The organism is Shewanella sp. K8 (assembly GCF_028823715.1).
GTDB classification, from domain to species: Bacteria; Pseudomonadota; Gammaproteobacteria; order Enterobacterales; family Shewanellaceae; genus Shewanella; species Shewanella algae.
The window spans coordinates 130,095-151,655 of sequence record NZ_JAPEHY010000002.1 but is presented as its reverse complement, the minus strand read 5'-3'; the positions used below and the strand labels follow the sequence as shown (position 1 = coordinate 151,655).

Below are 21,561 nucleotides of genomic sequence, written 5' to 3'. Positions count from 1 at the left end.
TCTTTTGATTTTCGCCAGTGTATCAGTTTTCCTAACAGGAATTATCGATTGCACATCGGTTGCTGCTTTTGCAGGCACTCAAGAGTCAGAGGTCGGGCAGCTGCAGTATCGGGCTCAGGTCAGATTCAGCTTATCCAGTACCAGATCATCACCTATGCTGTAGAGAGATTCGGTCAGGCGCTCCTCCTGCATAGGGTCGGTCAATCCCAGGCTGATGGTGGCCCGAAACAGGGCGATGCCGGTATGGCCCGCGGTTTCAAACTTGCTGCTGAATTGCTCGATATTGATGCCCAGGGCATTGATCCTGTTGGAAATGTCCAGCACCAGCCCGGGCCTGTCGTAGGCCACCAGGTTGAAACTCAGGCGTTTGATATATTTCTGCTGCTGGCCGGCCCTGGCACTGGTGAGCGCCATACCATCGACGCACTCCAGGGCATCGAGCAGGTCATCCCAGTGTTCGCTGGGAACCTCAAGTAGCAAAATAGCGGCAAAAATCCCGTCTATATGACGTAATTCCGAGTCGAGCCAGTTGCCACCGTGGCGGCTGACCGCATGGGCAATCTGCTCAACCAATCCTTTTCTGTCAGGGACTTGCAGTGTGATAAGGTAACGAAGCATGGTAGACAGACTCCTGAATAATGTTAAAAAAAGCTATGTAACACTATTGTCATTTTTGCGTCATATAATCCCAGCCACTCGATAAGGGATGGTCTTACCTGGGTTGGCCGAAACGCAATAACGTACGGTTAATTCGGTAAAAAAGCCTAACAGCTATTAATAATAGAGGTTCTTAATGGAAAGTCAGGTCATTCAGCCTGCTTCTGCGTCGAAAGATCTGTTGGTGAGCAAAGGCTCCGGCCGCAGAGCCTTCAAGGATAAGGCCGCGCAGATAGGGGTAACAGTGGGCGGAACCATGGTGTTCGTCGCCCTTTTGTTGATCTTTTTCTATCTGCTTTACGTGATTAAGCCGGTGTTTGACGGCGCCAGTGTTGAACCCGTCACCGAAGTTAGCCTGCCGGCCAGTTCAGACAAGACGCTGATGGTGGGCAGTGACGAGCAAAATGAACTGCTCTATCGGGTCGGTGACCAAGGCGTGGTGGATTTCTTCAGGGTCAAAGGCGAACAGCAGCACCAACAGGTGAAACTGCCTGTGCCAGATTCGAGCAAAGTGGTCAGCAGCGCCGTCAGCGCCCCAAGCCAGCAGTTGTTTGCCCTCGGACTGGATAACGGTCAACTCTTATTGGCCGGGGTCGAGTTTGGTGTCAGCTATCCCAATAACCAGCGCCTGATCACTCCCAAGGTCAAGTATCCACTGGGGGAGTCGGCACTGACGGTTGCCGAGGATGGCTCGCCACTCAAGAATCTCGCCTTCGGCTATAGCTCGGAGAGCATGAGCTTTGCCTACCAGGACAGCCAGAATCGCTGGCAACTGACCAAGATGGTCGGCGAAGAGAACATGATGACAGAGGAAGTGGAGTGGAACACACAAACCATGCCACTGCCGGATGCGCCTTCCCGTACTGAACATCAACTCATGACCCCGGATCAGCGCCAACTGCTGCTGCAGTCCGGCAGCAAAATTTTTGTCTACAACATTCAATATGTGGATGAAATCTCGCTGCAACAGGTGATAGATGTCGAGAAAGCCAAGGCCAAGGTCACCAGTTTGAGCCTGCTGGCGGGCGCCAGTTCACTGCTGGTAGGCTACGACAGCGGTGTGGTGGCCCAGTATTTTCAGGTGGCCAGCGACCGCGGACGTGTCTATCAGGAGATCCGCGAGTTTAGCGGTTTGGGTAAGGTGGACACCATAGCCTCTGAGTTCTACCGTAAGAGCTTTGCCACAGTGAGCCCCGAGGGTGAACTGTCTTTGCTTTACACCACGAGTGAGCGCGAGCTGTTCGACAAGAAGTTCGATCTCAAGGCGCCGGGTGTTATGGGCTTCAGCCCCCGCTCCAATGCCTTAATCATTGAAGATGGTAGCAAGCTGCACCTGTACGCGGTTGACAACGACCACCCGGAAGTTTCCTGGAGTGCCCTATGGAACAAGGTTTGGTACGAAGGTTACCCTGAGCCGCAGTTTGTCTGGCAGTCCACTTCCGGCTCGGATGATTTTGAAGCCAAGCTCAGCCTGATGCCGCTGGCATTCGGTACGCTCAAGGCGGCGTTCTATGCCATGCTGTTTGCCGTTCCTCTGGCGATTGCCGGCGCCATCTATACCGCCTATTTCATGTCGCCCAAGGTGCGCAGCATAGTCAAGCCTACCATTGAAATCATGGAAGCCCTGCCGACAGTGATCCTCGGTTTCCTGGCCGGTCTCTGGCTGGCACCGCTGATTGAAGAGCATCTGCCCGGCATTCTGGCCTTGCTGCTGCTGTTGCCGATAAGCATAGTGACCAGTGCCTATGCCTGGTCCAAGCTGCCGGGTCGCATCAAGGCGATACTGCCGGAAACCTATCAGGAACTGATGCTGATCCCGGTTATCTGTTTTGTCGGTTGGTTCTCTTTTACCATCAGCCCGGCAATCGAAGTGGCCTTCTTCCACGGCGACACCCGCCAGTTCATCACCAATGAGCTGGGGATCACCTTCGATCAGCGTAACGCGCTGGTGGTGGGAATTGCCATGGGCTTTGCCGTCATTCCAACCATCTTCTCCATTGCCGAAGACGCCATCTTCTCTGTGCCGCGTCACCTGTCGAACGGCAGCCTGGCCTTGGGAGCGACCCCCTGGCAGACCCTGACCCGGGTAGTGTTGCTGACCGCAAGCCCGGGGATATTCTCGGCAGTCATGATGGGCCTTGGCCGCGCCGTGGGTGAAACCATGATTGTACTCATGGCCACGGGGAACACCGCCATCATGGAGTGGAGCGTGTTTGAAGGGATGCGGACCCTGGCGGCCAATATCGCGGTGGAAATGCCGGAGTCGGCCATCGGCAGCTCTCATTACCGGGTATTGTTCCTCGCAGCCTTTGTGCTCTTTATCTTTACCTTCCTGTTCAACACTGTGGCCGAAGTGGTGCGTCAGCGTCTGCGCGACCGCTACAGCTCACTGTAACGGGAGAGAAATTATGAATAGAACACTAGATGTTTCGCCAATCACCTTAAGGGGTTTGTGCAATGGGTAAGTGGTTTAAATCAGGCTCTCCCTGGATCTGGATGACAGGGGGCGCCGTTAGCCTGAGTTTGATTGCGGTGTTGGGGCTATTGTTACTCATCGCCTGGCGTGGCCTGAGCTATTTCTGGCCCGCGGATATCTATCAGTGGGAGATGCAGGATGACAAAGGCCAGCGCTACACCCTGATAGGAGAGCTGTACGACAGAGAAGAAGTGCCGACCGAGCGGTTGAAATCCGCCGGTTACCACTTCAACTCAGAGCCGGGTGAGTTTGTGACCCGTTATCTGGTCAAGACGGGTAACCGTGAGTTTGTCGGCCTGGATTTCCGCTGGATTTTGGAGACAGATATTGTGTCGCGCTCCACCCCGGAAGGCTTGGCCATGATAGAGCGTACCAAGAACGGTAACTTCTACGGCTACCCTGTGGCCGTGATTGAGAAGGGCCAGCGGCTGGAACTCGGTGGCGATGTGCAGAACTCACTCGAGGAGCATATCGAGCGCGCAGTGGACCTGGCCGATCAGGCGATGGCACTGCAGAAGCAGGACATAGGCGCGGTTAACTATGAGCTGGAACGTCTGCGCCTCAAAGAACGTGGCTATGAGCTTGATGATGCCTTGACGCCTGAGCGCAAGGCCGAGCTTGAGTCCAAGCGTCAGCAACTGAACCAGCATTATCAAGGGTTGGAAAAGCAGCTGTTCTCTCTGCGTGAGCAAGCCGGGCGTGACTCTGTGATAGTACGCGACATGCGCGGCGAAGAAGTGACCCTCAGCCTGGATTCGGTGCTCGATGTCAGCTATGTCAACCGCATGGGCTTTATCGACAAGGTTGGCCACTGGTTTGTTGGTCTGGGACGCTTTATCAGTGACGATCCCCGCGAAGCCAACACAGAGGGCGGGGTGTTTCCGGCGATTTTCGGCACAGTATTCATGGTGTTGCTTATGGCCGTGATAGTGACACCATTCGGTGTGGTGGCCGCCATCTATCTGCACGAATACGCCAAGAAAGGGCCAATCACCAAGATGATACGTATCGCGGTGATCAACCTCGCCGGTGTGCCTTCGATTGTGTACGGGGTGTTTGGTCTGGGCTTCTTTGTCTATATGTTGGGGGGCTCGCTGGATCAGCTGTTCTATCCAGAGGCGTTGCCGTCGCCCACCTTTGGCTCTCCCGGGGTTATCTGGTCGGCACTGACTTTGGCGATTCTGACCCTGCCTGTGGTGATAGTTTCCACCGAGGAAGGCTTGTCACGTATTCCAAGCTCAGTGCGTCAGGGCAGCCTGGCACTGGGGGCCACCAAGGCCGAAACCCTGTGGCGGATTATTATCCCCATGGCCAGCCCGGCGATTATGACAGGGCTTATTCTGGCTGTTGCCCGCGCCGCCGGCGAAGTGGCACCCTTGATGCTGGTGGGGGTGGTCAAGTTGGCGCCTACCTTGCCTGTGGATATGAATTTCCCCTTCGTGCATCTTGAGCGTAAGTTCATGCACCTCGGGTTCCATATTTATGATGTCGGTTTCCAGAGCCCCAACGTAGAAGCTGCCAGGCCTTTGGTCTATGCCACCTCGTTCCTGCTGGTATCTGTGATCGTGGCACTCAACCTGACGGCTATCAGCGTGCGCAACCATCTGCGTGAAAAGTACCGCTCGCTTGAACACTAATTGACGATTATCCTGAAGTGATAGGACAGAATATGATTTCGATAGACTCATCGGTAATGAATACTGAGACGCTGGATCTGGCGAACCTGCCTGCCGAAGAGACGGCGCTGGAGATCCGTAACCTGGATTTGCGCTATGGTGACAAGCAGGCGCTGTTTGATGTTTCCATGAAGATCCCCAAGAAGAAGGTCACCGCCTTCATCGGCCCCAGTGGTTGCGGTAAGTCCACCTTGCTGCGCTGTATCAACCGGATGAACGATCTGGTGGATAACTGCCATATCGACGGGGAAATCTTGCTCCATGGTCAAAACATCTACGACAAGAAAGTGGATGTCGCGGCGCTGAGACGCAATGTGGGCATGGTGTTCCAGCGCCCTAATCCTTTCCCCAAGTCCATTTATGAAAATGTCGTCTATGGCCTGCGCCTGCAGGGCGTGAGTAACCGCCGTGAGCTGGATGAAGCCTGTGAGCGTTCACTGCGCGGCGCCGCCATCTGGGACGAGGTGAAAGACAGGCTGCATGACAACGCCTTCGGGTTGTCCGGTGGTCAGCAGCAGCGTCTGGTGATTGCCCGGGCGATAGCCATTGAGCCTGAAGTCTTGCTGCTCGATGAGCCGACTTCGGCACTGGATCCTATCTCGACCCTGACTATCGAAGAGCTGATCACAGAGCTCAAGTCCAAGTACACTGTGGTGATAGTGACCCACAACATGCAGCAGGCGGCCAGGGTGTCGGATCAGACTGCCTTTATGTATATGGGCGAGCTGATTGAGTACTCGGATACCAACACTATCTTTACTACGCCAAAACAGAGTAAGACCGAAGATTATATTACCGGCCGCTACGGTTGATAAACGCTGCGTCCGAGCAAGGGGAAGCAAATGGAAAACAAGAACCTGAATAAACATATCTCAGGCCAGTTCAATGCCGAGCTGGAAGATATCCGCAACCGGGTGCTGGCCATGGGCGGCATGGTGGAGCGGCAGTTGGAACAGGCGCTGGATGCCCTGGGCAGCCTGGATACCGAGTTAGCGCAGAAGGTGATCGAGGGCGATCACAAGGTCAACGGCATGGAGGTGATGATAGATGAAGAGTGTACCCGTATCATTGCCAAGCGTCAGCCGGCGGCCAGCGACTTGCGTCTGGTGATAGCCATCTCCAAGACGATTGCCGATCTTGAGCGCATCGGTGATGCCTGTGTGCGTATCGCCAAGGCGGCACAGGAGAAGCGCAGCAATAATCAGCAGCCGCTGCTGGTCAGTATTGAGTCCATGGGGCGCCATGCCACCCGTATGTTGCACTCGACCCTGGATGCATTGGCGCGGATGGACGCCGACTCGGCGCTGGAGCTGCACAAGGAAGATGCCAAGCTGGACAAGGAATATGAAGGCATCATTCGCCAGTTGATGACTTACATGATGGAAGATCCCCGCTCTATCCCAGGTGTGCTGGATGTGCTCTGGGCTGCCCGCGCGGTTGAGCGGGTAGGGGACCGCTGCAAAAACATCTGTGAGTACGTGATTTACTACGTCAAGGGCAAAGACGTACGCCATGTCTCCTACGAGGAGATGGAAAAAGAGCTTTAAGCTCTTATCCGCGAGCCTTAGAGAAAGCCGCTTGCATTCAAGCGGCTTTTTTGTGCCAGTGCAGGCTGGTGCAGCTCGGTTAGCTGCACCGCCCGGTCAACGGAGCTCTTGGTCAACGGAATACTTGGTCAACAGAGAACTTGGTCAACATAGGACTTAGTCAACGGGGACTTAGTCAAAGCAGTCTCGTCAAAGCCCAGCCTAGTCAACGCGGTATTCTGCCAGCTCGATCAGGTTGCCGTCAGGATCGCGAATATAGACTGAGTCTATCGGGCCGGTGGCGCCGGTACGGGCGATGGGGCCCTCTTCGATGTCGATACCCATGGCATTGAGATGCGCCATAACATCCTCGAGTGAACCACAGGTGATAAAGCACAAGTCCGCCGAACCACTTTGGGCTTTGGCGGCATTGGGGTAATATTCGCGGCCAAGCTGGTGCAGGTTGATTTTCTGATCGCCAAATTGCAGCGCCGTTCTGTTATCGGCAAAGGTTTGGCGTTTCATGCCCAGTTTTTGGTAGAAGGCGACACTCTGCTCTATGTCGCGGACGGTTAACACCAGGTGATCCAGTCGGGTTACGCGCATGCTGTTATTCTCCTTGTCGCACCCGGGAGACCCTGCGGCCTCCCGGGGTAATGCACAACATTTTGCTATCGATTTGCGTCTCTGTCAGGATACAGAGTTGAGCGCCTGTTGGGGAAGGGGCAGCCGAGAAACCTTCCTTTGAGCCTCTGTCCTGCGCCCTATACAGTCTTAAATATCAAGAGGAATTCAATGAAACAAACCCTGATCCGCGGCTTGCTTAATCTGCTGCCCATGGCGCTTAGTCTCTGGCTGTTCTGGTCCCTGTTTGAATCTCTCGACAGCCTGGGCAAGTTACTCTTCTCTCTGGTGGGCATGGACACTGTATTTACCGGAGCCGGTTTTATATTGGTCACAGCCTTGGTATTTGTTGCCGGTTTACTGTTTTCCGTCAGCCCCATCGTTTGGCTCTGGAGCTGGATTGAACGGCAGTTGATGCGCTTTCCCCTGTTCAAGTCTGTCTATGGCAGTATTCGCGATATTGCTTCTTTGATGAACCGAGATGGCAGTAAGCCCAAGTCGCAGCAAACAGTATTGGTGCGCCAGGCAAACGGCGGTTTTGTGGTCGGCTTTATTATGACGGACAAGCCGCCTCAACCGCTGCTCGATGCCTTGCCCGAAGGGGACTGGGTGCCTGTGCTGTTTCAACTTTCCTATCAGATGGCCGGGGTCACCAGCCTGGTCAAACGAGAGGACTTGATCATGGTGGATTGGTCATTCGAGGAGGCGATGCGCTTTAATCTGACCGCGGGTATTTCACAAACCCCCAAGAGCGGCGAGTAGGAAAAGGCTGATTCTGTGAGCGGGAGTCGCCAGAGACTCCCCATTTTGTCCGTTTTTGTGTATAATCAGCGCCGATTGTTGCCAAAAGTAGCAGTTTGTGTCCGAGTCGATTGCCATTCAATATGCCACGGTAATCTTGTCTGTCCCGCCAACACTTTGATCCCGGTGGGTCCTATCTCTTCCATTTTTATCAAGCCGAGAGCTTGTCCGCGGAAGGGTGTCACATACTGCACATAAACACCCGATAAGCTTTTGGTGTGGCTTTGGATAAGCGTTGTCCCCGGCCGAGTTCAGCGGTAACTTAGGAACTTGATCGCAGGCAGCGCAGTTTTATCCGTAAAAAGGAGCGCAAAATTTGATTAAGTCGAGTATTAATCCTCCGGTGTTTTTTTCGTCAGTGATCTGTATCGCCTTCATGGTGTTGGTGTGTGCCGTCTGGCCGAATGAAGCGCAGGAGCTATTTAAGTCAGCTCAATCCTGGCTGGAGTTGAAGGCCGGCTGGCTCTATATCATGGGCGTGGCCATTTTTCTGGTATTCATCATCTTTGTGATGGTGAGTCGCTTCGGTGATATCAAGCTTGGGCCGGATCATGCCGAGCCGGATTACAGCTACAAGAGCTGGATTGCCATGCTATTCTCTGCCGGTATGGGCATAGGCTTGATGTTCTTTGGGGTTGGTGAACCTGTGATGCACTATCTGGCACCGCCGGATGCGGATCCCCAGACAGTTGAAGCCGCCAAAGAGGCGATGAAGATCACCTTCTTCCACTGGGGTATTCACGCCTGGGCCATCTATGCGGTAGTGGCCTTGAGTCTGGCCTATTTCAGCTATCGGCATAAGCTGCCGCTGCTGCCAAGAAGTGCCCTTTATCCTCTGATTGGTGAACGTATTTATGGTCCCATAGGCCACTGCGTCGACACCTTTGCCGTGCTGGGCACTATGTTTGGTGTGGCTACCTCATTGGGCTTCGGGGTATTGCAGGTTAACTCGGGACTCAACTATCTGTTGGGTGATTCTTTCCCTATCAGCAGCACTGTGCAGGTGGCACTGATCATAGGTATCACTCTTATCGCCACCGGCTCTGTGTTTTCCGGCCTGGATAAAGGGGTGAAGCGTTTAAGTGAGCTTAACCTCGGGCTGGCTTTTGTGCTGATGATGATAGTACTGCTGTTTGGTCCAACGGTTGCTCTGCTGCAGTCTTTCGTGCAAAACACCGGCAGCTATTTGAGTGAGCTGGTGAGCAAGACCTTTAACCTCTATGCCTACGAGCAGAAGAATGACTGGCTCGGTGGCTGGACTCTACTCTACTGGGGCTGGTGGATCTCCTGGTCACCTTTTGTCGGTACCTTTATCGCCCGGGTCTCCCGCGGCCGCACCATTCGTGAGTTCCTGGTGGGGATCTTATTTGTTCCCAGTGGTTTCACCTTCCTGTGGATGACGGTTTTCGGTAACTCGGCGATAGATGCCATCATGAACCATGGCGCCGAATATCTGGCTACCGCGGTTTCTACCGATGTGTCAGTCGCCCTGTTTACCTTCTTCGAGCACTTGCCGCTTTCCAATCTGCTGTCAGTCATCGCTGTGTGTCTGGTGGTGACCTTCTTTGTGACCTCGTCTGACTCAGGCTCTTTGGTGATCGATAACCTGACCTCAGGCGGCGATGCCGATGCGCCTGTATGGCAGCGGATCTTCTGGGCCCTGATGCAAGGTGTGGTTGCCTCTGTGCTGCTGCTCGCAGGTGGCTTGCAGGCGCTGCAAACGGCAGCGATTGCCAGTGCCATGCCGTTCTTGTTGGTGATGCTGCTTATCTGCTTTGGCCTGTTCAAGGCGTTGCAGGATGACTGGCTCAAAATCAACAGCGTGCAGCTGCATACCACCAGTGTGCAGTACGCCAGAACCAGCGTGTCCTGGGAAGACAGGATAGATGTGTTGGTGTCGCATCCCTCCTACGAGCAGGCGCGGCGCTTTGTCGACAACGTGGCGACACCGGCGCTGTCCAAGGTCTCTCAGGGCTTCTTGTCCCGCGGTATCAATGCCGATCTCCAGTACGATGAAGACAGGGTGAGGTTGGTCATCGAAAATGAAGAGGTGCAGACCTTTGTCTATGGCTTGCGGATCCGCGCCTTTACGCTGCCTGTGACTCATCAGACTCAGGCAGAAGCTGAGGATGAGTCACAAAATAACTACTTCCGGGTTGAAGTCTTCCTCGAACACGGCGGACAGTATTATGATGTTATGGGTTATACGGAAGAGCAGATCCAGGCAGATGTGGTGACTCAGTATGAGAAGCACCTGCATTATCTGCATCTGTCCAGCGCAGAATATGTAGAGGGCCCTTAAGGGCTCGTTCACCGGAAAAGAAAGATGGCAGAACAGAGTAAATTGGATCGGGTGCTGGCGCAGGCCCGTGAATATCAGGCGAGTCGTGAAAAAGGCTATCGGGAGCAGGCACTCAAGCTTTATCCCTGGGTCTGTGGCCGCTGTGCCAGGGAGTTTACCCACAAGAACTTGCGTGAGTTGACTGTGCATCACAGAGATCACAATCACGACAACAACCCTTCAGATGGTTCCAACTGGGAGCTGTTGTGTCTCTACTGCCATGACAACGAGCACTCCAGGTTTGAAGAACTGGTGCAGTACGGCGACACCAGTGAAGCCAAACAGGCGCCGGCCACCTTTAATCCTTTTGCCGATCTCAAGGCGAGAATGGCGGCCAAAGATTGACCGCTTCTTTTGGGAAGGCCTGATAAGGCTTAAGCCATTCAATGCAAAAACCGTCCATTCAAGGACGGTTTTTTTATGTCATAGGCGCTGATAAATGCTGTTTTCAAGTCGCCTTGGTGGTGATTTTGGAACTGATAAAAATTCTCATTAATTAGTGGAAACCCCTGTGGCAGCAGGGTTTGCTCCGTTTTCCCCACTGAAGGTAAGTGTTTTGTTGAAAAATTCGCCAATGGAATTTGAGCTGAGTAGGAGAATTGCGACAAAGTGTGTTTTGCCCCAGAGTTTGCGTTGGATTGTGCGGCCAGCAGTCTTATACTCGTCTGACAATTATTTCAAATCAAGATGGAAGCAAGCAAAATGACATTAGGGTCTCCTAAGGTAAGCAAGACGCATTCTTTTATGACTGTGTCACTTATCGAGCTATGGGAACGTTTCGGTTATTACGGTATGCAGGCGCTTATCGTGTACTTCATGGTACAGCGTCTAGGGTTTGAGGACAGTCGCGCCAACCTGGTATGGAGTGCCTGTGCCGCATTGATTTATGTGTCGCCGGCGATTGGTGGCTGGGTCGGGGATAAAATTCTCGGTACCAAGCGCACCATGTTGCTAGGTGCCGGCATTCTGTCATTGGGTTATGCCTTGATGACAGTGCCGACCGAAAACACCTGGTTCCTGTTTTCGGCCCTTGGGGTAATCGTTGTCGGTAACGGTTTGTTCAAACCCAATGCCGGTAACCTGGTGCGCAAAATCTATGAAGGGGACGACTCCAAGATAGACAGCGCCTTTACCATTTACTACATGGCGGTGAACGTAGGTTCCACCTTCTCCATGTTGTTGACTCCCTGGATTAAAGATTACGTCAACGCCAACTATGGCAATGAATTTGGCTGGCATGCGGCTTTTGCCGTCTGCTGCGTGGGTCTACTGGTAGGCTTGGGTAACTACGCCATGATGCGTAAGACTCTGGCCAACTATGGCTCAGAGCCGGATACCCGTCCGGTGGAAATGAATAAGCTGTTTGCGGTACTCGGCCTGGCGGCTCTGTCTGTAGTGGCTTCAGCCTTTATCCTCGAATATGAAGATGTGGCCCGCGCCTTTGTTTACACCGCTGGTGCTGCCGTACTCGGTATCTTTATCTACTTGATTAAAAACAGTGAAACCAGTGAACGGGCCGGTTTGATAGCCGCCTTGGTTCTGACGGTACAAACTGTATTCTTCTTTGTATTTTACCAACAGATGTCTACCTCGCTGGCGCTGTTTGCCCTGCGTAACGTCGACTGGAACTTCCAGGCCTTTGGTATCGATCTGTGGACCTGGTCACCGGCGCAGTTCCAGGCCTTGAACCCTATCTGGATCATGTTGCTCAGTCCTGTGCTGGCCTGGGTTTATGCCTCTGCCGGACGTAACAACAAGGATATTTCCATCGCCGCCAAGTTCGCACTGGGCTTTGCCGTAGTGGCGCTGGGTTTCTTCATCTACAGCTTTGCCGGTATGTTCGCCGTCGATGGCAAGACCTCTTCCTGGGTGATGATCTGGGGTTATGGCGCATACTCACTCGGTGAGCTGCTGGTCAGTGGTTTGGGCTTGGCTATGATTGCCCGTTACGTACCTGAGCGCATGGGGGGCTTTATGATGGGGGCTTACTTTGTCGCCTCGGGCATCTCTCAGTATCTGGGTGGTGTGGTGGCCAACTTCGCCAGTGTGCCGAAGAACATAACCGATCCGCTTGAGACTCTGCCCATCTACACCAGCTTGTTCAACAAGTTGGGGATAGCGGCGCTGGTTTGTACCTTTATCGCGCTGGCAGTATTGCCGCTGATGCGTCGCCTCACAGAAACTCACCATTCCCACAACGGTAATGGCGGTGCCGCCAGTTCCCTTGGGAATGTCAGCTCAGAGCAGTAATGACTGAGTGATCCATAAATTCCAAAAAGACCGCGATTGCGGTCTTTTTCTTTATTGAAGGATTGGTTGCCTTGAACGCTTAAAGCTGTATCACTCTTTTTTACTTGCTTTGCTCTTGTCGCTGCGCCCAAGCCTGGCCTCTGCCTCGAGGTATTTGGCTCTGCTGATAATGCCGCTGTTTTCCATGCCCGAAAAGGCGCGTTTTCGCTCCGGGAGTTTGGCAATAATGGCGCGTTTCTCTTCATCCGGGCAACGGCTCCAATTGACGATTTCATCTATATGGCGCAGGCAGCCCATACAAAAGTCGTCTTCATTGAGGCCGCAGCGCGCCACGCAGGGAGATTGGATCATTCAACATCCTTCTTATCAATATTCTGTTCAGCGGCGGAGTGTAGCGCCATGAATTGGCGCGATTGATTTCGCTCGACCAATTTCACTCGACCATTTCGTTAGATTGAGTTCGTTAGATTGAGTTCGTTCGATTGTTTTGTCAGCTTGGGTACACCAGTCTATTACGGCAGGTGCAAAGGTAACAGCTTTGAGCGGATTTATACCTGAAAATTGCGGCGGCAGCTTTCGTTGCCAAGCCGCCAGGAAAGATGATGACTCGGGCTTTAGGCATAGTTTATTGAAACAATAATCCACTCCTAATCAATTTGTTATGTGAATTAGTCCCTACTGCTGGCTTTTCCCCTTAGCTGTAAAGCTATCAGCAAGCGGGAGACTCAACCCCAGCTTTTTCGCAGGCTTTGCCCCCTGTTTCCTGCTTGGGTGGCGCTATTTTCCTCAAAGGCAACCAGGGGCTATAATGCGACCCCTTTAAGTTAATCGGGCCAGTAAAATGTGTGACTGCCAACAGAATTCCCCCCGGCAAGCCGAGCCAGTGGCCGGCAGGGTTGAAACCCGGCTGACGGCAGTTGATTGCAGCTTGCCCGAGGTGAAAGCAGAGCTTCGACAGCTCAGTCAGTTGTTGCTCTCAAGCCGCGCGCTTTGGAGTGTCAGGAGTTTCGAGCACCACAAGCTTCCCTGGCAGCAGCGCTTTGCCAAGCTGGCCGCAGCGCTCTGGGCTATTGATGACGATGCGCTCGAGACTGTGGATGCCAGTCAGTCATTGTTGTTGGCAACCCTCTGGCCGGCCTTGGTTGCAGACTTGAGCGAGCAGGAATTGGCCCTGTGGGACAAGAGACACTTTGCCTGGCACCTCTTTGATTATCCGGCACCTGAAAAGGATAATGGCCAACCTAAGCTCTGCGCGTCAACCGAGGCCCGGCTCAGTGCCGGTATAAAGGGCCGAAAATGGCAGCAGATAAGCCGCTTTGCCAATACCATCGCCACCCATAACAACCCCTTTCCTTTATTGGAGTGGTGCGCCGGAAAAGGGCATCTCGGGCGCCTGCTCAGCGCCTTGAGCGGCAAGGCGGTATTGAGCCTGGAGTGGCAAGCATCTTTGTGCGAAGCCGGCGAGCTAGCGGCAAAAAAACGTAACTTGCCGCAGCAATTTGTCTGTGCCGATGCCTTTGCCGCCGAGCCTTGTTATCTCAAGCCCAAGCAGCATGCCATTGCGCTGCATGCCTGCGGCGAGCTGCACCTGACGCTGCTGCGCCGCGCGGTTGCAAGTGGTACCGCTGTGGTCTCGGTTTCCCCTTGTTGTTATCACCTCTTGCCCTCCGGCAATATCACTCCCTTGAGTCAAAGTGCCCAAGAGCAGGCGCTGCGACTGGATAAGACGGCGCTGCAACTGCCGCTTAATCACAGTGTTATTGCCAATCAAAAGGCGCGCGCCGACAGGATCAAAGAGGTCAGTTGGCGGCTCGGATTCGATAGTCTGCAGCGTGAAGTGCGTGCTCAGGACACTTATCTGCCACTGCCTGCGGTACGGCAGAGTCAGCTGTCCGGCAGCTTCAAGGACTTCTGTCTTTGGGCCGTGGTGCAAAAGGGAGTGCTATTGCCTGAGGCGGTGGATTTTGCCGCCTATCAGCGCTTGGGGGAGCAAAGGCGCAGATTAACCGCCCGTATTGACTTGGCGGCACATCTGTTTCGGCCGGTTATTGAACGGTATCTGCTGCTCGATAGGGTATGTTTTCTGTTGGAGGCCGGTTACCGGGTGCAGCTAGGCGCCTTTTGTGAGCAGGCCACCACGCCGCGCAACGCCTTAATCCATGCCTGGTTGCCTGGTAGCCGATAAATGAAACAACAAGGCCCGCTTGGACAGAGATGTCTCTCAAGCGGGGAATTAGTCGGCGCCAAGTACCGGCTTAATGCGTTTTTTATTGAATACCCCGGCGTTTCTTGGTCAAATGACGCCAGCCTGGGGCATAAGACTTAATTATCACGACCCCAAAAGATAACAAGGGCACAGAGCGCCCGAGAGAGCGATTGGCTTTTCATGAATTATTCCCGTGTGTATATCAATAGTCTGGCTTATGAGTTGGCGCCGGAAATGGTGTCCAGCCGCGAGTTGGAATCCCGGCTTGCGCCGCTTTATCAAAAGTTTCGTATCCCCATTGGGCAACTCGCTGCCCTGACAGGCATTGAGGAGCGTCGTTGGTGGCCCAAGGGCTTCAAGGTTTCCCAAGGCGCAGTGTGCGCCGCCCAAAAGGCGCTGGCCGAGACTGGGCTGGATCCCAAAGCGCTTGGCGCCTTGGTTTACACCGGCGTGTGCCGTGACCAGCATGAGCCGGCCACGGCCTGCGCTGTGGCTTCTGCCATAGGTATCGGGCGCGACTGCGCCGTTTTTGATATCAGCAACGCCTGCCTGGGAGTCCTGTCCGGTATTCTGGATGTGGCTAACCGTATTGAACTGGGGCAGATCCGCGCCGGTATGGTGGTGTCCTGTGAATCATCCCGGGAGATAGTCGAGGCGTCCATAGAGCAGATGCTGGCCGAACCCAGCATGGCAAACTTTGCGGCGTCTCTGGCCACCCTGACCGGCGGCTCAGGTGCCGTGGCCGTTATCCTCACCGATGGCAGCTTGCCGCTTACCACCTCCCGCAAGCATCAGCTGCTCGGTGCCAGTCAGTTGGCGGCGCCGGAGCATCATCAGATGTGTCAGTGGGGCTTTGTCGAGGTCGGTAACCGCCTCTACCGCGAGGTGATGCGCACAGATGCCGTTGCCCTTCTGAAGGAGGGGGTCGAGCTGGCACGCCAGACCTGGGAGCAGTTTTTGCAGCAGCGCCAGTGGCTTGCCGGACAGGTGGATAAGGTCATCTGTCATCAGGTGGGGGCTGCCAACCGTAAGCAAGTACTGGGCGCCCTGGGCATTGCCGAGCACAAAGAGTTTCCCACCTTTGCCCGCCTTGGCAATATGGGCACTGTCTCTTTGCCTGTGTCGGCGGCGCTGGCCCACGGTGAAGGCTTTTTGCAGGCAGGCGACCGGGTGAGCTTTCTTGGCATAGGCTCGGGACTCAACTGCATGATGCTGGGGCTGCGCTGGTAAGCCCTTGATACAGGCTTTAGACAATGCCCACTTGACAGTGTCCATTCGACAGGGCCCATTCGAATAGTGCCTAAATAACCAAAATTAACAACAGGATAGCCAATGGCCACCCTAGATACACTCTTCCCGTTCAAGCGTCATTTCATCACGCTCGGCGGCCACAAACTGCATTATGTGCATGAAAAGCCTGCCGGGATTAACGGCCAACGCCCCGATGCCGTGGTGATGGTGCACGGTAACCCCAGCTGGTCTTTTTACTACCGAAACCTGGTGCAGGCGTTAAGCGACCAATATGAATGTGTGGTGCCGGATCATATCGGTTGCGGCTTGTCCGACAAACCGGGCGATGATGCCTATGACTATACGCTGGCGCAGCGTATCGACGATCTGGAAGCACTGCTGGACAGTCTGGATATTCGCAGCAATATCACACTGGTGCTGCATGACTGGGGCGGCATGATAGGCATGGGCTATGCCGCCCGCTATCCCGAGCGGATTAAACGCCTGGTGCTGCTCAATACCGCCGCCTTCGGTTTGCCAAAGAGCAAGCCCTTGCCGCTGGCGCTGAAAATCTGCCGCGATACCGCGCTTGGCACCCTGCTGGTGCGGGGCTTCAATGCCTTCTCGTCCGCTGCTTCCTATGTGGGGGTCAAACGTGCGCCCATGGCCGCGGATGTGCGCCGTGCCTATGTGGCACCATTCAACTCCTGGCAAAATCGAATCTCGACTTTGAGGTTTGTACAGGATATTCCGCTCAAGCCCGGTGACAGAAACTGGGACTTGGTGCAGTCGATTGATGCCAGTTTGCAGCAGTTTACCCAAGTGCCGACCATTATTCTTTGGGGCCTCAAGGACTTTGTCTTTGACCGGCACTTCCTTGAAGGTTGGCAGCAGCGCCTGCCCAAAGCCGAGTTGCACGCCTTTGCCGACTGCGGCCATTATATTCTTGAAGACGCCAGTGATGAGGTGATAGCCCATATTCGCCGCTTTATCGCTGAAACGGCCGTGGCTCAAAGCGCCGGCGAACAAACATCTAACCCTAGAGAAAAGGCATCGGCGGAAATCACCCCAGCCGGGAGCACTGACTGAGATGCTCCCACCCGCCGAAGACTCGCAAGCGGCTGCCAATGAACCGGCCCCAGAGGCAAACTCCGCCAAGGGGCACAACCTGTGTCGCCACCTGAAGCAGGCGGCCATTAGTCAGAGCGAGGACCTGGCGGTTGCCGTGCAGCGCCGCCGCGCTGGCAAGTTCAGTTACCAGGAGCTTGATTTCAAGACCCTGGACAGCGACAGCGATCGGCTTGCCGGGGTCTTGCTCGACTATGGCTTCAAGCCCGGGATGAAAGCCGTGCTTATGGTGACTCCGGGGATAGAGTTTTTTGTGCTTACCTTTGCCCTGTTCAAGGCAGGGATTATCCCTGTGATGGTGGACCCAGGTATGGGGATCGCCAAGCTCAAGCAATGTCTGGCGGAAGCCGAGCCCGACGCCTTTATCGGGATCCCCAAGGCCCATGTGGCCAGATTGCTGTTCGGTTGGGGCAAACCCAGTATCCGCTTGTTGCTGACGGCAGGTGAAGGCTTTCTTGGCCGTAACCCTCCTTGGGGGGGCAGCAGTGTCAGCCGTTTGTTGGCCAGGGCACCTGAGTCAGTCACATTTCCCATGGCGCAGCTCGGCGCGCAGCAGATGGCGGCCATCTTGTTTACCAGTGGCAGCACCGGCACTCCCAAAGGCGTGGTCTACAGCCACGGCATGTTTGAGGCGCAGATAACTGCGCTGCGAAATGACTATGGCATTCGTCCCGGCGAGCGGGATCTGTCGACCTTCCCGCTATTTGCTCTCTTTGGACCGGCGCTGGGGATGGCATCGATAGTGCCTGAAATGGATGCCAGCAAACCGATAACCGCCAGACCGGAAAACCTGTTTGCCGCCATAGAGCACTATGCCTGCAGCAATATGTTTGTGAATCCCGCCTTGCTCGACCGTTTGGGACGCGGCGGAAACGGGCGCCGGCTGCACAGCCTGAAGCGGGTGATATCCGCCGGCGCACCGGCCGACCCCAAGGCGATAGCGCGTTTCTCCGCCATGTTGGCCGAGGATGTCGAAGTGCTCAACTCCTATGGCGCCACCGAATCCCTGCCTGTTTCCATGATTGGCAGCAAGGCGCTTGGCGCTACCGCCGCCATGACCGACAAGGGCGGCGGCATCTGTGTCGGTAAGCCGGTATCCGGAATAAGGGTCAGTATCATAGGGATCAGTGAAGAGGCCATCGACAGCTGGTCGCCAACTCTCGAGTTGGCGACGGGGGAGATAGGCGAAATCGTCGTTGACGGCGCTGTGGTCAACCAGAGCTACTATCGCCGTGAAGGCGCCAACAAACAGGCCAAGATTGCCTATGAAGGCCGGCAACTGCACCGGATGGGCGATCTCGGTTATCTAGATGCCGAGGGCCGTTTATGGATGTGTGGCCGCAAGGCCCACAGAGTGGATGTCATTAAGGACGGTGAGCTGCAAAAGCGCTATCTGTCCATTCCCTGTGAGCGGATTTTCAATACCCATCCTCAGGTTAAACGTTCGGCCCTGGTTGGCGTTGAACTGATGCAGAATAAGCGTGGCGGCGGGGGGACAGTCCAAGAGAGCGCTTTCTCTTTTACTGCTGGCCCTGATAGCACTTTCCTTGATAGCACTTCTCTTGATAGCACAGTGCCCGAAAAAGCGCCGCTTATCTGCATCGAGCTTGAGCAATCCCTGTCGCCAGCCGAACAGCAACATCTGTTTACCGAGTTGCAGGCACTTGCCGACAAGCAGCCACTGACCCGAGGCATCAGGCATTTTATGTTGCATCCGGGATTTCCCATGGATGTGCGCCACAATGCCAAGATATTCCGCGAGCAACTTGCCGTTTGGGCGCAAAAACAGTTGGATGGAAACGGCTGGAAGCCAAAATAGATAACAGAGACAGAAACACACTATGGCCACATTTGCACCACAATCTCAATCACCTGAGTCAATAGCCTCGTCGCAGGATTTGCCCGCGGCTTTGTCACAAGAGACAGCGGTTTTGTCACAAGAAACCGGGCATGATGAACTTCATCCCGAGCTGTTGGCGCTGGCCCGGGAACTCGCGACCCGAGTCAAGCGGGTGTTGGTGACAGGCGCCGGAGGCTTTTTGGGGCAGGCCATATGTCGGCCGCTGCTGGCCGCCGGTATTCAGGTAGTGGGGGTGGCCAGGGGCCATTATCCGGCGCTCGAGGCCATGGGCGCCACCATGGTGCGCGCCGATATATGCGACAAGCAGGCACTGAAACAAGCCCTCGGTGGCTGTGAGCTTATCTTTCACGTTGCCTCCAAGGCCGGAGTCTGGGGCAGCAGAGCAAGCTATTTTCGCCCCAATGTGTTGGGGACCGAAAACATCATCGCCTGCGCCCGTGAATTGGGGATTGGTTATCTGGTCTATACCAGCACGCCGAGTGTCACTTTCGATGGCAAGGATGAGGCCGGTATCGATGAGTCGGTTCCCTACGCCAGGCGTTATCTCAACCATTACGGCGCCTCCAAGTCGGAAGCGGAAGAGTTGGTGTTGGCCAGTGCCAAAGAGGGCTTGAAGACAGTGGCCATTCGGCCGCACCTGATTTGGGGGCCTGGCGATCCTCATCTGGTGCCCCGCGTGCTGGAGCGAGGCCGCCAGGGCCGGCTCAAGTTGGTGGGCCGTGACGATAAGTTGGTGGACACCATTTATATCGACAATGCCGCCTTTGCCCACCTGAGCGCGGCCAGGAGCCTGCTGGCTCAACCTTGCCGCTGCAATGGCAAGGCCTATTTTGTCAGTAACGATCAGCCCCTTACTATGGCGGCCATGCTCGACAGCATTCTTGCCTGTGACAACTTACCCGCGGTGGAAAAGCGGGTACCGGCCACTCTGGCCTACGTCATTGGCGCCATGCTCGAAGGAATTTACCGACTGCTGGCTATCAAGCAGGAGCCGCTGATGACCCGCTTTGTCGCCAAACAGCTTTCCTGCAGCCACTACTACGACACCTCAGCCGCCAAGCGCGACTTGGATTACAGGGTTATCGTCAGTATGGAGCAGGGGATGAATAAGCTAAGGCGCTCTCTTGGCCACTAGCTCAGGAAAATCATAAGGAAATAACATGTTGTCGCTGTTGCCCGGCACAAAGCCGGCGCTTATTTATATCGAGTTCAACGCCAAACGTATCAGGCTCACCCTTGCCGACAGTCGCCATAGTCTGGGGCAAGTCAGTCTTGAGACCATTCCTGAGGTGGCAGTGCAGCAGGATAACAAGGGCAGTTTCAAGCTGTTGGCAGTGGGCGATGAAGCGCGGCAACTGGCCGCGACCAAGGGAGTGAAATGCCTCAATCCATTCGACCATGTCCGTACCCCGTTGGCGGACTTTTACCTGGCCGAAATCCTGCTCAAACAGCTGGTTAAGCGGGTACTACCGCGAAAACTTTTTGCCAAGGCGCCTTTGCTTATCATCCAGCCAAGCGACGAATATGCCGGCGGTCTGACCATGATAGAAGAGCGCGCCTTGCAGGAACTTGCCTTTGCTGCCGGCGCAAAAGACAGCCTGGTTTACCAGGGGCCGAGACTCACAGGGCAGCAGGATTTCAATGGGTTGAAACTGCAGCAAGTGAAGGCCTTTTAGGCGAGCCAAAGTACTGCACCAAAGTACCGCACATATTGCAATCCATCACTGGCGGCATCTCTGCGCCGCTGAGAAACTGTACAGCAAAAGGTTATCGGCGTTAGCGAACAAAGTATGTTAAATGTTTGAATCTTTGTTACAAATTTTGCAAGTTGTAATGTTTAAATCATGCTAGCTTGGTATTCATTTATCTCTCCGGCATGAGGAAACTATGCTCAGTATCGAAGCCCTAAGCAAGACCTATGACAACGGTGTTAAGGCACTGGATAATGTAAATCTACAGGTAGACAAAGGGATGTTTGGTCTGCTCGGCCCCAACGGTGCAGGCAAATCCTCTTTGATGCGCACCATAGCCGCATTGCAAAGTGCCGATAGCGGCAGCATTAGTTTCGACGGCATAGACATTCTCAAACAGCCGCAAAAATTGCGTCAGACCCTGGGGTATCTGCCGCAGGATTTTAACGTTTACCCCAGGATCAGTGCTTGGGACTTGCTCGATCACCTGGCTATTCTCAAAGGGATCAACAACAAGGGTGAGCGGCGTGAGATGGTGGATGGCTTACTGGCACACACCAACCTTTATCAACACAAGAACAAGGCGGTCAGCGGTTTTTCCGGCGGTATGCGTCAACGTTTCGGGATTGCGCAGGCGCTGCTTGGCGACCCTAAGCTGTTGATTGTCGACGAACCCACCGCCGGCTTGGATCCTGAGGAGCGCAACCGTTTCCACAACTTGTTGGTGAGCCTGGGGGAAGAGAAGGTGATTATCCTCTCGACCCATATAGTGGAAGATGTCTCGGAGCTTTGCGCCAATATGGCGGTGCTCGCCGGTGGTCAGATCCTGCTGCAGGGCAATCCCATGGAGTTGGTGGTCTCTTTGGAGCAAAAAATTTGGACTCGCACCGTCAGCCAGGCCGAGGCCAGCGAGCTTGAACAACAGCTCAATGTGATTGCCAAACGCCTGTTTGCCGGCCGCACTGTGCTGCATGTCTGGGCCGATTCGGCGCCGGAAGGTTTTACTCAGGCAACGCCGGGGTTGGAAGATCTTTATTTCAGCACCCTGTATCGCCACCGCAACAGCAAGCCGGTTCAGGCTGCCTGAGGAACTG

The 21,561-nt window shown here is 54.6% G+C and carries 18 protein-coding genes; 15 read left to right on the top strand and 3 right to left on the bottom strand.

Annotation, left to right across the window (positions count from 1 at the left end):
- Window positions 1-114 precede the first annotated feature (114 nt).
- The gene (locus ON072_RS02105; protein WP_107111016.1) at window positions 115-618 is read right to left on the bottom strand and encodes a glycine cleavage system protein R; all 504 of its coding nucleotides are present in this window, start codon (window positions 616-618) and stop codon (window positions 115-117) included.
- Window positions 619-793: 175 nt separating this feature from the next.
- On the opposite strand from ON072_RS02105, the gene ON072_RS02100 reads away from it, so the two are divergent.
- The 4 genes from ON072_RS02100 (at window position 794) to phoU (ending at window position 6,356) form a co-directional block, all read left to right on the top strand.
- Entirely contained in the window at window positions 794-3,052 is a 2,259-nt protein-coding gene (locus ON072_RS02100) for an ABC transporter permease subunit (RefSeq protein WP_101096666.1), read from the top strand.
- 62 nt (window positions 3,053-3,114) lie between these two features.
- Window positions 3,115-4,770 carry a phosphate ABC transporter permease PstA gene (gene pstA / locus ON072_RS02095; protein WP_109248653.1) on the top strand — a complete coding sequence of 552 codons (1,656 nt, stop codon included), beginning with the start codon at window positions 3,115-3,117 and terminating at the stop codon, window positions 4,768-4,770.
- Window positions 4,771-4,802: 32 nt separating this feature from the next.
- Window positions 4,803-5,621 carry a phosphate ABC transporter ATP-binding protein PstB gene (gene pstB / locus ON072_RS02090; RefSeq protein WP_025009812.1) on the top strand — a complete coding sequence of 273 codons (819 nt, stop codon included), beginning with the start codon at window positions 4,803-4,805 and terminating at the stop codon, window positions 5,619-5,621.
- A gap of 30 nt (window positions 5,622-5,651) precedes the next feature.
- The gene (gene phoU, locus ON072_RS02085; protein ID WP_025886617.1) at window positions 5,652-6,356 is read left to right on the top strand and encodes a phosphate signaling complex protein PhoU; all 705 of its coding nucleotides are present in this window, start codon (window positions 5,652-5,654) and stop codon (window positions 6,354-6,356) included.
- Between the two features lie 201 nt (window positions 6,357-6,557).
- Here the strand turns inward: phoU and ON072_RS02080 are convergent, their stop codons facing one another.
- On the bottom strand, window positions 6,558-6,941 hold the full coding sequence (locus ON072_RS02080; protein ID WP_208125737.1) for a VOC family protein: 384 nt from the start codon (window positions 6,939-6,941) through the stop codon (window positions 6,558-6,560).
- A gap of 189 nt (window positions 6,942-7,130) precedes the next feature.
- On the opposite strand from ON072_RS02080, the gene ON072_RS02075 reads away from it, so the two are divergent.
- From ON072_RS02075 to ON072_RS02060, 4 genes are all read left to right on the top strand, one after another.
- A complete protein-coding gene (locus ON072_RS02075; RefSeq protein ID WP_028780326.1) occupies window positions 7,131-7,721 on the top strand; it encodes a DUF502 domain-containing protein in 591 nt (196 codons plus the stop codon).
- Between the two features lie 355 nt (window positions 7,722-8,076).
- Entirely contained in the window at window positions 8,077-10,062 is a 1,986-nt protein-coding gene (locus tag ON072_RS02070) for a BCCT family transporter (RefSeq protein ID WP_208125738.1), read from the top strand.
- A 24-nt stretch (window positions 10,063-10,086) separates the two neighbouring features.
- The gene (locus ON072_RS02065; RefSeq protein WP_025009816.1) at window positions 10,087-10,446 is read left to right on the top strand and encodes a YajD family HNH nuclease; all 360 of its coding nucleotides are present in this window, start codon (window positions 10,087-10,089) and stop codon (window positions 10,444-10,446) included.
- Between the two features lie 357 nt (window positions 10,447-10,803).
- Window positions 10,804-12,351, top strand: a complete 1,548-nt coding sequence (locus tag ON072_RS02060; protein WP_028780324.1) for a peptide MFS transporter — start codon at window positions 10,804-10,806, stop codon at window positions 12,349-12,351.
- A 90-nt stretch (window positions 12,352-12,441) separates the two neighbouring features.
- Here the strand turns inward: ON072_RS02060 and ON072_RS02055 are convergent, their stop codons facing one another.
- Window positions 12,442-12,699, bottom strand: coding sequence for a DUF1289 domain-containing protein (locus ON072_RS02055; protein ID WP_025009817.1), 258 nt, complete (start codon window positions 12,697-12,699; stop codon window positions 12,442-12,444).
- A 493-nt stretch (window positions 12,700-13,192) separates the two neighbouring features.
- On the opposite strand from ON072_RS02055, the gene ON072_RS02050 reads away from it, so the two are divergent.
- From ON072_RS02050 to ON072_RS02020, 7 genes are all read left to right on the top strand, one after another.
- Window positions 13,193-14,536 (top strand): class I SAM-dependent methyltransferase, encoded by a 1,344-nt coding sequence (locus ON072_RS02050; protein ID WP_261752746.1) that lies wholly within the window; start codon window positions 13,193-13,195, stop codon window positions 14,534-14,536.
- 201 nt (window positions 14,537-14,737) lie between these two features.
- Window positions 14,738-15,787: a 3-oxoacyl-ACP synthase III gene (locus tag ON072_RS02045; protein ID WP_096141333.1), complete on the top strand. Its 1,050-nt coding sequence runs from the start codon at window positions 14,738-14,740 to the stop codon at window positions 15,785-15,787.
- Window positions 15,788-15,889: 102 nt separating this feature from the next.
- Window positions 15,890-16,876 (top strand): alpha/beta fold hydrolase, encoded by a 987-nt coding sequence (locus ON072_RS02040; protein WP_261752745.1) that lies wholly within the window; start codon window positions 15,890-15,892, stop codon window positions 16,874-16,876.
- Window position 16,877: 1 nt separating this feature from the next.
- The gene (locus ON072_RS02035; RefSeq protein WP_261752744.1) at window positions 16,878-18,734 is read left to right on the top strand and encodes a fatty acid CoA ligase family protein; all 1,857 of its coding nucleotides are present in this window, start codon (window positions 16,878-16,880) and stop codon (window positions 18,732-18,734) included.
- Between the two features lie 112 nt (window positions 18,735-18,846).
- Window positions 18,847-19,911: a 2-alkyl-3-oxoalkanoate reductase gene (gene oleD / locus ON072_RS02030; protein WP_391564778.1), complete on the top strand. Its 1,065-nt coding sequence runs from the start codon at window positions 18,847-18,849 to the stop codon at window positions 19,909-19,911.
- 25 nt (window positions 19,912-19,936) lie between these two features.
- Window positions 19,937-20,452, top strand: coding sequence for a rod shape-determining protein (locus tag ON072_RS02025; protein ID WP_025886653.1), 516 nt, complete (start codon window positions 19,937-19,939; stop codon window positions 20,450-20,452).
- Window positions 20,453-20,663: 211 nt separating this feature from the next.
- Complete coding sequence (locus tag ON072_RS02020; protein WP_107004578.1) at window positions 20,664-21,554, top strand: ABC transporter ATP-binding protein; 891 nt, start codon at window positions 20,664-20,666, stop codon at window positions 21,552-21,554.
- Window positions 21,555-21,561 lie beyond the last annotated feature (7 nt).